General features: G+C 70.0%; 9 protein-coding genes and 1 tRNA gene. 4 read left to right on the top strand and 6 right to left on the bottom strand.

Translation table 11 applies throughout. The features are described from left to right. Window positions 1-78: 78 nt before the first annotated feature. Window positions 79-1,326 carry a glutamate-5-semialdehyde dehydrogenase gene (locus AC1G9L_RS13470; protein WP_019800465.1) on the top strand — a complete coding sequence of 416 codons (1,248 nt, stop codon included), beginning with the start codon at window positions 79-81 and terminating at the stop codon, window positions 1,324-1,326. Between the two features lie 123 nt (window positions 1,327-1,449). Here AC1G9L_RS13470 and AC1G9L_RS13465 read toward each other — a convergent pair whose 3' ends face one another. Then, window positions 1,450-3,858, bottom strand: coding sequence for a glycosyl hydrolase family 95 catalytic domain-containing protein (locus tag AC1G9L_RS13465; RefSeq protein ID WP_481069297.1), 2,409 nt, complete (start codon window positions 3,856-3,858; stop codon window positions 1,450-1,452). A 305-nt stretch (window positions 3,859-4,163) separates the two neighbouring features. Between AC1G9L_RS13465 and AC1G9L_RS13460 the strand changes: the two genes are divergently transcribed. Then, complete coding sequence (locus tag AC1G9L_RS13460) at window positions 4,164-6,080, top strand: CocE/NonD family hydrolase (RefSeq protein WP_019801404.1); 1,917 nt, start codon at window positions 4,164-4,166, stop codon at window positions 6,078-6,080. 73 nt (window positions 6,081-6,153) lie between these two features. Here AC1G9L_RS13460 and AC1G9L_RS13455 read toward each other — a convergent pair whose 3' ends face one another. The 5 genes from AC1G9L_RS13455 to AC1G9L_RS13435 form a co-directional block, all read right to left on the bottom strand. Next, on the bottom strand, window positions 6,154-6,843 hold the full coding sequence (locus AC1G9L_RS13455; protein ID WP_481069296.1) for a hypothetical protein: 690 nt from the start codon (window positions 6,841-6,843) through the stop codon (window positions 6,154-6,156). A gap of 143 nt (window positions 6,844-6,986) precedes the next feature. After that, window positions 6,987-7,063, bottom strand: a tRNA-Pro gene (locus tag AC1G9L_RS13450). Between the two features lie 60 nt (window positions 7,064-7,123). Next, the gene (gene cydX / locus AC1G9L_RS13445; RefSeq protein ID WP_010343450.1) at window positions 7,124-7,252 is read right to left on the bottom strand and encodes a cytochrome bd-I oxidase subunit CydX; all 129 of its coding nucleotides are present in this window, start codon (window positions 7,250-7,252) and stop codon (window positions 7,124-7,126) included. A 23-nt stretch (window positions 7,253-7,275) separates the two neighbouring features. Continuing rightward, window positions 7,276-8,427 (bottom strand): cytochrome d ubiquinol oxidase subunit II, encoded by a 1,152-nt coding sequence (gene cydB, locus AC1G9L_RS13440; RefSeq protein ID WP_481069295.1) that lies wholly within the window; start codon window positions 8,425-8,427, stop codon window positions 7,276-7,278. 19 nt (window positions 8,428-8,446) lie between these two features. After that, window positions 8,447-10,036 carry a cytochrome ubiquinol oxidase subunit I gene (locus AC1G9L_RS13435; protein WP_019801400.1) on the bottom strand — a complete coding sequence of 530 codons (1,590 nt, stop codon included), beginning with the start codon at window positions 10,034-10,036 and terminating at the stop codon, window positions 8,447-8,449. A gap of 273 nt (window positions 10,037-10,309) precedes the next feature. Here AC1G9L_RS13435 and cydD point away from each other — a divergent pair, with 273 nt between their 5' ends. Together cydD and cydC are read left to right on the top strand one after the other, a co-directional pair. After that, window positions 10,310-12,052 (top strand): thiol reductant ABC exporter subunit CydD, encoded by a 1,743-nt coding sequence (gene cydD / locus AC1G9L_RS13430; RefSeq protein WP_481071134.1) that lies wholly within the window; start codon window positions 10,310-10,312, stop codon window positions 12,050-12,052. After that, window positions 12,049-13,725 carry a thiol reductant ABC exporter subunit CydC gene (cydC, locus tag AC1G9L_RS13425; protein WP_481069294.1) on the top strand — a complete coding sequence of 559 codons (1,677 nt, stop codon included), beginning with the start codon at window positions 12,049-12,051 and terminating at the stop codon, window positions 13,723-13,725. Before cydD ends, cydC begins: the two co-directional genes overlap by 4 nt. The last annotated feature ends 258 nt before the right edge of the window (window positions 13,726-13,983 follow it).

The raw sequence follows: 13,983 nt of genomic DNA, 5'->3' as shown, positions 1-13,983 counted from the left end.
CCGGCGCCGCGCGTAGCCTTTTCGAATCCCGAATCCCGAATCCCGAATCCCGAATCCCGAATCCACCGGAGCCGCCCAATGACCTCCATCCGCACCCAGGCCCTGCACTGCCGCGATGCCGCGCAAGCGCTGGCGCAGTTGTCGTCGCCGGCCAAACAGGCGCTGCTGGAGGCGATGGCGGCGGCGCTGGAGGCGGATGCCGAAGCGATCCTCGCCGCCAATGCGCGCGATCTGGAGGCGGCGCGGGCCAAGGACGTCGGCAGCGCGATGCTCGATCGGCTGGCGCTGGACCGCAAACGGCTAGACGGCATCGCCACGGCGCTGCGCGAGGTGGCGGGCCTGCCCGACCCGGTGGGACAGGTCACCCGCGACGACGTGCGCCCCAACGGCATCCGCGTGCAGAAGATCCGCGTGCCGCTGGGCGTGGTGGCGATGATCTACGAGGCGCGCCCCAACGTCACCGCCGACGCCGCGGCGCTGTGCATCAAGGCCGGCAACGGGGTGATCCTGCGCGGCGGCTCCGAGGCGATCCATTCCAACACCGCCATCGCCGCGGCGCTACGCCGTGCCTTGCGCGAGGCCGGCATCGGCGAGGCCGCGTTGACCCTGGTGGAGGATCTGCGTCGCGAGACCATGCTGGAACTGCTGCAGCTCCACGACATCGTCGACCTGGCGATCCCGCGCGGCGGCGAAGGCCTGATCCGTTTCGTCGCCGAACACGCGCGGGTGCCGGTGATCAAGCAATACAAGGGCGTGTGCCATCTGTTCGTCGACGCCTCGGCGGACCTGGGCCTGGCGGTGAAGCTGCTGGTCGACGGCAAGACCACGCGGCCGGCCGCCTGCAATTCGCTGGAAACGCTGCTGGTGCACGCCGACGTGGCCGCGCGCTTCCTGCCGCTGGCCGCACAGGCGCTGCGCGCACGCGGTGTCGCCCTGCGCGGCGATGCCGCCACCCGCGCCGTGCTGCCGGACATCGACCCCGCCAGCGACGACGACTACGCCGCCGAGTATCTGGACCTGATCCTGGCGGTTGCGGTGGTGCCCGACCTGGACGCGGCGATCGCGCACATCCGCCGCTATGGCTCGGACCATACCGAAGTCATCGCCACCGCCGATGCGGCCAACGCGGAGGCGTTCGTGCAGGCGCTGCGCGCGGCGGTGGTGATGGTCAACGCCTCCTCGCGCTTCTCCGACGGCGGCGAACTGGGCCTGGGCGCGGAGATCGGCATCTCCACCACGCGCCTGCACGCCTACGGCCCGATGGGCCTGGAAGCGCTGACCGTGGAGCGCTTCGTGGTGCGCGGCGAGGGGCAGGTGCGGCACTGAGGTTCGCTGCCGCTTTCGATGGCGGCAGCTTTATGTAGGAGCGGCTTCAGCCGCGACGCGCCTTCCCGGTAACGCCCGTCGCGGCTGAAGCCGCTCCTACGAAGCCTGTCGTCGTCTCGACGCTCACAGCACCCGCAAACGTTCGCCGGGTGCCAGCTCCAGCGTGCGCCGCGTGCCGTTGAAGACGAGTTCGGTACGCGTGCCGCCGACGCTGCGCAGCACGATCCGCGTCGCCTTGCCGTCGCGCCATGCCAGGTCCACCACGAAGCCGCCGCGCGCGCCGATGCCGCTGACCTTGCCGCGTGCGGCCCAGGCCTTGGGCAGGGCCGGCAACAGCGCGATGTGGCCGGGCCGCGAATACAGCAGCATTTCCAGCATCGCGGTGGGCGTGCCGAAGTTGGCGTCGATCTGGAACACGCCGCCCAGCGTGGGGTCGCCGTGCTGGCTGAGGTCGTAGATGTCGAAGAAGTTCGGCGCGGTGCCGTTGCTGTGCACGATCGACGGTTTGAGGTTGGTCGCCACCAGCGCATAGGCGCGCTCGGCCTCGCCCAGCCGCGCCCAGCACAGCGCGCGCCAGGCGCAGGCCCAGCCGAAGCTGTGCATGCCGCGTGCCTCCAGCAGCGCGCGCGCGGCGGCAACCTGCGCGGGCGGGGCCAGGTCGGGATGCAGGCGATGGCCCGGATACAGGCCCATCAGCGGCGACAGGTGGCGGTGGTGCGCCTCGCCCAGGTCGTCCGGCGACATCCATTCCTGCAATTGCCCGCTGCGCGGGCTGATCTGCGGCAGGTACAGGCGCTGCCGCAGTCCGGCGATGGTCGCGGCATGCGCCGCATCGACATCGAGCAGCGCGCAGGCCTGGCAATACTGCCCGAACAGATTCCACACCAGCTCCTGCGCATAGGCGATGCCGCGCGCGTCCTCGGGGCCGTGTTCGGGCGACCAGTCGTGGTCGTCGACCAGGCGCGTCTGCCGGGATCCGTCGGCATCCAGGACCTCCAGTTCGATCAGCCGGGCCTGCCAGAACTCGCAGGCGCCCTTGAGCAGCGGATGGATCCGTTGCAGGTAGGCGCGGTCCTGGCTGTATTCGTAGTGCTGAAACAGGCTGTCGCACAGCCAGGCGTTGCCGGCCGGATGCCAGGACCAGCCGCAGCCGCCGAACGGATTGGTCGAGAACGCCACGGCCCAGCCGGCGACTTTGCCGGAGGTGTTGCGGAAGCGGTTGCGCGGGTCGTTGAAGTGCGCCTGGGTGATCTGCGTCCACGATGGCAACTGCGCCAGACAGTAGCGGGCGAGGGCGTCGAAGCACGGCCCCAGCCCGGCCGCGTCGGTCAGCCAATAGTTCATCTGCACATTGACGTCGCTGTGGTAATCGCTCATCCACGGCGGATCGTTGTTCTCCAGCCATAGCCCCTGCAGATTGATAGGCAGCGCGTCGCGCGAGGCGGCGATGGTCAGGTAGCGGCCGAACTGCAGGTACAGCGCTTCCAGTTCCGGGTCGGGCGTGTCCGCCGCGGCGCGCGCCTGCAGTCGCTCGGCGATGGCGAGCCGGCGCTGCGCCGGGCTGGAGCGGCCCAACGCCACCTGCATGGTGTCGAACAGGGCGCGGTGGTCGGCCACGTGCGTGTACAGCAGCGTCTCGGGTGGTAGTTGCGCCGCCGCCGCACACCGCTGCCTGGCCAGCGCCTGCGGATCCAGCGCCGGATCGCGGTAGTTCCTGGCCAGATCGGGCACGTAGTTGCTGCCGCCGCAGATCACGATGCGCAGCGCGCGGCAGTCACGGAAATGCAGCGTATCGCCCTGCAGTTCCACGCTGCCGTCGGAGGCGATCAGCCGCACATGCGCCCCGTGGCGCAGGCCGTTGGCCAGTGCGCCGGAACAGCCAAGTCCCCCGTCCGCATCGCCGTGCACGGGCGCATCGTGTGCGCTGACCAGGCGCAGCCGGCCGCTGTGCAGACCGCCTCCGCGCTGCTCCAGGTGGATCACGATGGCGTCGTCGGGGTGGCTGGCGAAGACGGTGCGGGTGAACTGCGCGGCGCCCAGCGCGTAGCGCACGTGCACGCAGCCGTTGCTCAGGTCCAGCTCGCGCGTGTAGTCGCGCAGTTGCGTTGGCGCATGGCCGTCCAGTTCCAGATACAGCCTGGCGAGCATCACGAAGCTGCCGAAGCTGTCCTTCTCGTAGTCGAACTGGCCCTGCGCGTCGAGCGTGTCGTTGCGCCCCCCTGTCCACAGGCTGGCATCGGAAAGGTACAGGACGTCGCGATCGGGCGCGCCGCCGACCAGGGCGCCGAGCCGGCCGTTGCCGATCGGCAGACCTTGCCGCAACACCTCCGCCTCGCTCGCGACGTTGGCGTACCGCATCCGCAGCGCCTGGGCCGGCGGCACCAGCGGCGAGCTGGCCGGGCGCAACGGCGCGGCCAGTGCGCGGCCGAACGCCGGCAGGCCGAGCAACGGCAGCATGGCGGCCAGGGCGCCGCCTTGCTTCAGGAAGGCGCGGCGACCGGCATTACCAGGCGGGTGATCGGAGCTGGTCATCGGGCGGGTCTCGACGGCGCCCCACGCGCGGCCGCGGCGATGGGCAGAAGCACCGTTGTACCTGCCGTGCGTGTTGCAGGGAAGGCGTTGCGTGCAGGGTCCGGTGCGTTTGCGCCGATGGCGTGCGGCGCGGCCGCAAGCGCGCGCAACCTTGGCGGCCGCCTGGCCGTTGCGCGCTCCGATCCCTCCACGTCCTGTCCTGGATGCAGCCGCACGGCGACGGCGTGCGGACACCGCCGCTCGGCGACACTTCCGCCCGGGCCGCGGTTGCGCCTACAGTCGGGGTCTGACTGCCCGGAGGTTTCATGCGCCCCATCGCCACCCGTTTGCTCGCCACCGTCGTCGCCACCGTGCTGGCCACGGCCGCCCACGCGCAGACCGCGCCGATGACCCCGGACATCACCGGCAAGCCGTTCGTCGCGCCGACGGCGGCCAACGACTACGTCAAGCGCGAGGTGATGATCCCGATGCGCGACGGGGTCAAGCTGCACACCGTGATCGTGCTGCCCAAGGGCGCGCACGGCGCGCCGATGCTGCTGACCCGTACGCCCTACGACGCCAGCGGCCGCGCCAGCCGGCTGGCCTCGCCGCACATGCGCGATCTGCTGCCGCAGGGCGACGAGGTGTTCGTCGACGGCGGCTACATCCGCGTGTTCCAGGACATCCGCGGCAAGTACGGCTCGGAGGGCGACTATGTGGTGACCCGACCGCTGCGCGGGCCGCTCAACCCGACCAAGGTCGACCACGCCACCGACGCCTGGGACACCATCGACTGGCTGGTCAAGCACGTGCCCGAATCCAACGGCAAGGTCGGCATGATCGGTTCGTCCTACGAGGGCTTCACCGTGGTGATGGCGCTGGCCGATCCGCATCCGGCGCTGAAGGTGGCCGCGCCGGAGAGCCCGATGATCGACGGCTGGATGGGCGACGACTGGCTCAACTACGGCGCCTTCCGCCAGGTCAACCTGGACTACTTCACCGGGCAGATGACCCGGCGCGGCAAGGGTGAGGGCATCCCGCGCCAGGGCTACGACGACTACAGCAACTTCCTGCGCGCCGGCTCGGCCGGCGACTATGCCAAGGCCGCCGGGCTGGAGCAGCTGCCGTGGTGGCGCAAGCTCACCGAGCACCCGGCCTACGATGCGTTCTGGCAGGAGCAGGCGCTGGACAAGGTGATGGCGCGCACTCCGCTGAAGGTGCCGACGATGTGGCTGCAGGGGCTGTGGGACCAGGAAGACATGTGGGGCGCGATCCACAGCTACGAGGCGATGGAGCCGCGCGACACCGGCAACGACAAGAACTACCTGGTGATGGGGCCGTGGCGGCACAGCCAGGTGAACTACGAGGGTGCCTCGCTGGGCGCCCTGCAGTTCGACGGCGACACCGCGCTGCAGTTCCGTCGCGACGTGCTCAAGCCGTTCTTCGACCAGTACCTGGTCGATGGCGCGCCCAAGGCCGACACGCCGCCGGTGCTGATCTACGACACCGGCGCCAACCACTGGGACCGCCTGCAGCGCTGGCCGCTGAGCTGCGCGCAGGGCTGCCCGGCGCAGAGCAAGCCGCTGTACCTGGAGGCCGGCGGCCGCGTCTCGTTCGAGGCGCCCAAGGCCGGGCAGGGCGAGTACACCGAGTACGTGTCCGACCCGGCCAAGCCGGTGCCGTTCGTGCCGCGCCCGGTGGTGTTCGGCGACCGCGACATGTGGACCACCTGGCTGGTGCACGACCAGCGCTTCGTCGACGGCCGCCCGGACGTGCTGACCTTCGTCAGCGAACCGCTGCAGACGCCGCTGCGCATCGCCGGCGCGCCGCAGGTGCACCTGCAGGCCTCCACCAGCGGCAGCGACAGCGACTGGGTGGTGAAGCTGATCGACGTGTACCCGGACCAGATGGCATCCGAGCCGAAGCTGGGCGGCTACGAGCTGCCGGTGTCGCTGGCGATCTTCCGCGGCCGCTACCGCGAAAGCTTCGAGCATCCGGCACCGCTGACCCCGAACCAGCCGCTGGCCTACCGCTTCGGCCTGCCCACCGCCAACCACACCTTCGAGCGCGGCCACCGGATCATGGTGCAGGTGCAGTCCACGCTGTTCCCGCTGTACGACCGCAACCCGCAGACCTACGTGCCGAACATCTACTTCGCCAAGCCGGGCGATTACCAGAAGGCGACGCAGCGGATCTGGCACACGCCGCAGCAGGCGAGCTACATCAGTTTGCCGGTGGAGTGAGCCAGTTCCCGATCCCGCGCGTCGTGCGCGGGATCGTGGTGGCGCCACGCGGTGCGGGGTATCGCCGGGGCGTTTACAGGTTGCGCAAGCCTTGCGTGATTTGCTCGATGCCGTCCTGCGGGTGGAAGTCCTTCCAGAGTCCGTTCGTGCCGGGCGGATTGGAGCGGATCAGCACTTCGCCGAGGGCAAGCGCAAAGGCCGTTCCCTGGCCGACCTCGTCGAAGGTCAGCGCGCGCGTGGTACCGGAGACCCGGATCTTCAGGTCATTGGCGAGTTTCTGGGCCGGCTCCCACAGTTCGTTATCGCCGAGCGTGCCCTGTTGCGTCGCGGTGCCGCTGGCGCAGTTCGCCAGCACCACCCAGGGGCACTGCGAGCCACGCACCAGCGTGGTCAGGCTGCCCAGCACGCCGCTCTTGAGCAGTTCGCTGCGGTGGCCGACCACAATCAGACTCATGTAGCCGTCCAGTGCGCTACTGGTGAGCTTGCGGCCGTCGATCACGTTCGAATAGGCCGCGAATCTGGCATGGAGGCGTTTCGCCTCGCGTTCTCCATCGTTGGCGGAATCCGGAATCCAGGTAATCAGGGTGTGGATGGTTTTGCCGGGCATGGAAGTGTCCTTCTGACGCGTCGGGAGGGCGGGCGCGTGATGCGCTCGGGCCGCTGACGCAATGCCGAGACAGGGGGCGGAATGCGAGCAGCGGTTCCCACGATGGACACTGATGTGCATCACCGGGATCGGTGCGGTGCCGATGTTCGCCGTCATGCCGACCGATCCGCGGCGCCGCCGCAAGAGACCATGCACGCCGCAGCAATGCGGGGGCGACGCCACGCCGTCGCGAGACCGGATTGCGGACACAAAAAAACCCGGAAAACTCTGGTTTTCCAGGCTTCTTGTGACCTTGAAACTGGTCGGGGAGACAGGATTCGAACCTGCGACCTCTACGTCCCGAACGTAGCGCTCTACCAGACTGAGCTACACCCCGAAGGAGCCGCACATGATACGGAGGTCTTCCGCATTCGGCAAGCGCCTTTGCAAAAAAATTTCAGTCCCCCGCGGCGGCCGCGTCCGCGGCATCCGCCGCGTTGCGCTCGCGCGCCTCGAACCACATGCCGTTGAGGATGGCGGCGGTGGAGGCCAGGCCCACACCGAGTATCCAGGCGAAGTACCACATGATCGTTTCTCCTTGCGGGCGCGTCAGTACGCGTTGGGGTTGTCGTCCAGGGAGGCGGCGGTGACCTTGCCCTTCAGCACGCGGTACACCCAGGTGGTGTAGCCGAGGATGATGGGCAGGAACAGCACGGTGGCCAGCAGCATGATCCACAGGGTCAGGTGGCTGCTGGAGGCGTCCCACACGGTCAGGCTGGAGCCCGGCTGGCTGGAGGACGGCAGCAGGAACGGGAAGATCGCAAAGCCCACGGTCAGGATGATGCCGGCGATGGCCGCACCGGAGGCGATGAAGGCCAGGCCGCCGCGGCGCTTGCGCAGCAGCACCGCGCTGAGCAGCAGGCCGAGCAGGCCGGCGGCCGGGGCCAGGGCGGTCAGCGGCATGGTCTGGTAGTTGTGCATCCAGCCGCCGACCTTGCCGAGCACGGCGGTCTTCAGCAGCGGGTTGGTGGCGCCGTCGGTGACCACCTGCGAGGTGACCGCGTAGCCGGGCAGGCCGGTGGCCACCCACACCCCGGCGCCGGCGAACAGCGCACAGGCCACCAGGGCGGCGACGCTGCCGTAGCGCGCCGCGCGCTCGGCCACCGGGCCGTCGGTCTTCAGCACCAGCATCGCCGCGCCGTGCGCCACCAGCATGCTCACGCTGAGCAGGCCGGCGAGCAGGGCGAACGGCATCAGCAGGCCGAAGAAGCTGCCGGTGTAGAACACCCGCAGGGTGTCGTCGAAGTGGAACGGCACGCCCAGCAGCACGTTGCCCACCGCCACGCCCATGATCAGCGCCGGGATGAAGCCGCCGAGGAACAGCGCCCAGTCCCAGCCGTTTCGCCAGCGCTGGCCGGGCAGCTTGCCGCGGAACTTGAACCCGACCGGGCGCAGGATCAGCGCGAACAGGATCACGAACATGGCCAGGTAGAAGCCGGAGAAGCTGACCGCGTACAGCGGCGGGAAAGCAGCGAAGATCGCGCCGCCGCCCAGGATCAACCAGACCTGGTTGCCCTCCCAGACCGGGCCGATGGTGTTGACCACCAGCCGGCGTTCGGCGTCGGTTTTGGCCACGAACGGCAGCAGCGCGCCGACGCCCAGGTCGAATCCGTCCATCACCGCGAAGCCGATCAGCAGGATGCCCAGCAGCAGCCACCAGATCACGCGCAGCGTGGTGTAGTCCAATGCAATGAAGTCCATGGTGTGTCTCCTGCCGGAATCAGAGGTGGCCGGCGGCCGCAGGTGCGGCGATCGGGGTGACGGGACGCGGGGCGGGTTGCAGCAGGGCAGGCAGGTCGTCCGGCCCCTTGCGGATCGCCTTGAGCATCAGCTTGATCTCGATGATCAGCAGCGTAGTGTAGATCGCCACGAAGCCGGCGAGGGTGATCAGAATGTCGTGCAGGGCCAGTCCGGAGGCGGCATAGAAGGTCGGCAGCACGCCTTCCACCGCCCACGGCTGGCGGCCGTACTCGGCGACGAACCAGCCGCACTCGATCGCGATCCACGGCGTCGGCAGGGTCCACAGCGCCAGCTTCAGGAACCAGCGCTTGTCTTCGAAGTTGTGCTTGCACGAGAACCACAGCGCCGCGGCGAAGAACGCGATCAGGTAGAAGCCCAGGCCGGCCATCACCCGGAACGTCCAGAACAGCGGCAGTACGCGCGGCACGGTGTCCAGCGCGGCCTTGGCGATCTCCTCCGGGGTGGCGTTGAGGATGTCCTCGCGGTAGCGCTTGAGCAGCAGGCCGTGGCCCAGGTCCTGCCAGTGGCGATCGAACACCGCGCGCGCCTCGGCGTCGTTGCGGTTGGCCTTGAGCCGTTGCAGCGCGCCGTAGGCGATCTGCCCGCCGCGCACGCGGTGCTCGGCGCGCTTGACCAGCTCCAGGATGCCCGGCACCGGCGTGTGCAGCGAGCGCGTGGCGATCAGGCCCATCAGGTACGGCACCTTGATCGCGTAGTCGTTCTTGCCGGTGGCCTGATTGGGGATGCCGAAGGCGGTGAAGTCGGCCGGCGCCTGCTCGGTTTCCCACATCGCCTCGATCGCGGCCAGCTTCATCTTCTGGTGTTCGTTGGCGGCGTAGCCGCTCTCGTCGCCCAGCACCACCACCGACAGCGAGGAGGCCAGGCCGAACGCGGCGGCCACCGCGAACGAGCGCCGGGCGATGTCGCGGTGCTTGCCGCGCAGCAGGTACAGCGCGCTGATCGACATCACGAACACCGCGCCGGTCACGTAGCCGGCGCTGACCGTGTGCACGAACTTGGCCTGCGCCACCGGGTTGAACACCACCGCCATGAAGTCGACCACTTCCATGCGCATGGTGTCCGGGTTGAACACCGCGCCGGTCGGGTTCTGCATCCAGCCGTTGGCGATCAGGATCCACACCGCCGACAGGTTGGTGCCCAGCGCCATCAGCCAGGTCACCATCAGGTGCTTGACCGGCGTGAGCTTGCTCCAGCCGAAGAAGAACAGGCCGATGAAGGTCGCTTCCAGGAAGAACGCCATCAGCCCTTCGATCGCCAGCGGCGCGCCGAAGATGTCGCCGACGTAGTGGCTGTAGTAGGACCAGTTCATGCCGAACTGGAACTCCATCACGATGCCGGTGGCCACGCCCATCGCAAAGTTGATGCCGAACAGCACGCCCCAGAACAGGGTCATGCGCCGCCACACGTCCTTGCGGGTCATGACGTACACGCTCTCCATGATCGCGATCATGAAGGACAGGCCCAGGGTGAGCGGGACGAACAGGAAGTGGTACATCGCGGTCATGGCGAACTGCAGCCGCGACAGCTCTACGACAGTGGTGTCGATCATGGCTGTGCTACCTCGTGGAAAATGTGCATCTGGGTGGCCGAGTGGCGGGAGATTGGAGGCGATCTTCCGCCGCGCCGGCGCGTTCGACCTTGATTCAGATCAATGTGCGAAACCGGCGTGCCCGGCATCGTGGCGGCCACGGTGGTTCCGGCCCGGAAGCGCCTTCCCCGCTAAACTGGCGGCTTCGTTCGCCGCGCCGAGCCCGTTTTGACCGATTCCGCCGAGCCGTCCGCCGCACTGCCCGCCGACACGCCGCAGCAGCGGCAGCAGCGCATGCGTTGGCTGGAGGCCCTGGCCGCGGCGGCGCGTGGCCGCCAGCGCCTGGCCGCGGCGGCGATCAGCGTGTCCGGCGCGCTGCTGATCGTGCAGGCCGGCGCCATCGCCTGGCTGGTGCAGGCGCTGCTGGTCGAGCGGCGCGAGCTGGCGCAGGCGCTGCCGGCCTTCGGCCTGCTGGCGCTGATGCTGGTCCTGCGCGCCGGGCTCGGCGCCGCCGCGCAGCGCGCCGCCGGCGATGTCGCCGATGCGGCCAAACTCGCGCTGCGTCGGCGCGTGTACCGGCAACTGCTGCAGCGCGGGCCGCTGTGGCTGCGCGGGCAGCGCAACGGCGAACTGGGCGAGCTGCTGCTGGCGCATGGCGATGCGCTGGACGGTTACTACGCCGGCTACCGGCCTGCGCGCTGGGAAGTGAGCGTGGTGCCGCTGCTGATCGTGCTGGCCGTGGCGTGGAGCGACTGGGTGGTCGGCCTGATCCTGTTGTTCACCGCACCACTGGTGCCGATCTTCATGATGCTGGTGGGCTGGGGCGCCGAGGCCGCCGGCCGCCGCCAGCTGCGCGAACTGGCGCGGATGGGCGGACACTTCGCCGACCGCCTCAAGGGCCTGGGCCTGTTGCGCCTGTACGGGCGTGGCGAGGACGAACTGCGCGGCATTGCCGCCGCCGCCGAAGGCGTGCGCGAGCGCACGCTGAAAGTGCTGCGCATCGCGTTCCTGTCGTCCACCGTGCTGGAGTTCTTCGCTTCGGTCAGCGTCGCCATCGTCGCGCTATACCTGGGCCTGAGCTACCTCGGCATGATCGCCCTGCACGCCAGCTTGCCGACCCTGGGCACCGGCGTGTTCTGCCTGCTGCTGGCGCCCGAGTTCTACGCGCCGCTGCGGCGCCTGGCCGCGCATTACCACGACCGCGCCAATGCGCTGGCCGCGGCGGCGGAGGTGGAGCGCCTGCTGGAAGGCCTGCCACAGGATGTGGATGCGCCGGTCGCGCGCGACCCGGGCGTGGCCGTACCGAGCGATGTTGCCGCCATGACGCCCATCGAGACCGATACCACTGCAGCGACGTTTTCCGTGCCCGCAGCGGCTGCAGCGCGTACCGAGCCATTGCTGCGTGCACGCGCGCTGCACCTGCGCCCGCTGGGCGCGCGCTGCGATGCGGTGCAGGAGCTGAGCTTCGACTTGCACGCCGGTCAGCGCCTGGCCCTGGTCGGGCCCAGCGGCAGCGGCAAGAGCACGCTGCTGGAAGCGTTGGCGGGGTGGTTGCCGCCGCGTGCGGGCGCCTTGCAGGTGCGCGCAGGGCTGCGCATCGGCTACGCGGGGCAGCGGCCGTATCTGTTCCACGGCAGCATCGCCGACAACCTGCGCCTGGCCGATCCGCAGGCCAGCGATGCGCAGGTGCGCGCGGCGGCCGAGGCGGCGCAGGTGCTGCGTTTCGCCGCACGTCTGCCGCAGGGCCTGGACACGCCGATCGGTGAGCGCGGTTTCGGCCTGTCCGGCGGCGAAGCGCGCCGTATCGGCCTGGCCCGGCTGTTGCTGCGCGATCCGGAACTGCTGTTGCTCGACGAACCGACCGCGTTCCTGGATGCGGACACCGAAGCGGACCTGCTGCACACGCTGGCGGAGTTCGCCCGCGGCCGCAGCGTGATCGTCGCCACCCACAGCGAAGCGGCGATGCGCTGGGCCGATGCGGTGCTGCGGTTGCCGGCACGCGACGCGTCCACCGCGACGCAGGAGACGCTGTCATGAGCGGCGGCACTCGCGACACCCTGCGCGGCGTGTTCGGCCGCCATCTCGGCCGGCTGCTGCTGACCGCACTGCTGGTGCTGTGCACGATGCTGGCCGGAGTCGGGCTGCTCGGCCTGTCCGGCGGCTTCCTCACCGCCGCAGCGCTGGCCGGCGCGGTCGGCATGGGCAGTGGGTTCAATTTCTTCTCGCCCTCGGCGGGCATCCGCGCACTGACCTTCGCCCGCATCGCCTCGCGCTACGGCGAAAAGCTGGTCGGGCACGACGCCACCCTGCGCATTGCGCGCGACCTGCGCGTGTGGTTCTTCCGCCGCGCGCTGCCGCTGGCGCCGGCGCGGCTCGGTGCCAGCCGCACCGGCGAATTGCTGGCGCGGCTGATGTCGGACATCGGCGAAGTCGACGGCCTGGTGGTACGCGCGCTGGCGCCGCTGGTGGCGCTGCTCGGCGTCGGCGCGATCGGCATCGCCGCGGCGGCGGCGATCCACTGGCCGGCGGCGCTGGTGCTGGCCGCGCTGGCGCTGGCGATCGGCGTCGGCGTGCCGTGGGTGGTGGCGCGCGGCGGCGAAGCTCGCGAACGCGCACGCGCGCAGCAGCGCGAAGCTCTGCGCACGCTGGCCTACGAAGGCCTGGAAGGCGCCGCCGACCTGGCCGCGCTCGAGGCGCAGGCCGCCTGGATCGCGCGCGTGGACGCCAGCGCGCACGTGCTGCGCGCCGAAGACCGGCGCCAGCGGCAGCGGTTGATCGGCGGCAACGCGCTGCACGCGCTGTGCGCGGCGCTGGGCCTGCTGGCGATGCTGTGGGTGGCGCTGGGCGCGGCGCGTGCCGATGCGATCAGCGCCGAACAGGCGGCGGGCCTGGTGTTCCTGACCGTGGCCCTGCTCGAGGTCTGGGCCGGCGCCGGCCTGGCCTGGCAGGCGCTGCAGTCCGGCCGCGTCGCCGCGCGGCGCCTGCAGGCGATCGCCGGGCAGGCGCCGCCGGTGCTCGACCCGGCGCAGCCGCAGGCGCTGCCGGCCACGGGCGAAGTGCAGTTCGACCACATCGTCTTCGCCTGGCCGGGCGAGACCCGGCGCGTGCTCGATGGTGTGTCCCTGCGCATCGCGCCGGGCGAGCGCATCGCCCTCTCCGGCGACAGCGGCAGCGGCAAGACCACCCTGTCGGCCTTGCTGCTACGCTTGTGGGATCCGCAACAGGGCAGCGTCCGCTACGCCGGCGTGGACCTGCGCGAGGTCGCCGAGGCGCAGTGGCACCGCCGCATCGCCTGGCTGCCACAGGGCGCGCCGGTGTTCGCCGGCAGCGTGCGCGACAACCTGCGCCTGGGCGATCCCGCTGCCGACGATGCGCGCCTGCAGCGCGTGCTCGCCGACGTGCGGCTCGACGCCTGGCTGCACGAAGTCGGTGGCCTCGATGCCTGGCTCGGCGAAAACGGCGCCACCATGTCCGCCGGCCAGGCCCGGCGCCTGGCCCTGGCCCGCGCCCTGCTGCGCGAGGCGCCGCTGCTGGTGCTGGACGAACCCACCGAAGGCCTGGACGTGGACACCGCGCAGGCGCTGCTGCGCGACCTGGCGCAGGCGTTGGGCCCGCGCAGCCTGCTGCTGATCAGCCACGATGCGCTGCCCGAGGGCGTGGTGCATGTGCGTTATCGGTTGCAGGAGGGGCGGCTGCAGGTCGAAACATAGCGCTACTGCGCAGCGCTTTGTAGGAGCGGCTTCAGCCGCGACCCGGCCTGACCGGGAACGCCGGTCGCGGCTGAAGCGCTCCTACAGCGCCATCTGGCGTCTTTCAGGCCGAGGTCTGAGATGGAATCAGGGATGCACGCCCCTGGCTTTCCGCACCATTGCGCGTGCAGGAGCAGGGCGTGTTCCCTTGCGTGGGATCAGCCACGACGAGCGAAATGCGTCATTACCCGCGCGCCATGGCGGACGTGCAGCTGCGCG

The organism is Xanthomonas sp. NCPPB 1132 (genome assembly GCF_056629235.1).
This window is presented reverse-complemented; position numbering and strand designations above follow the sequence as displayed.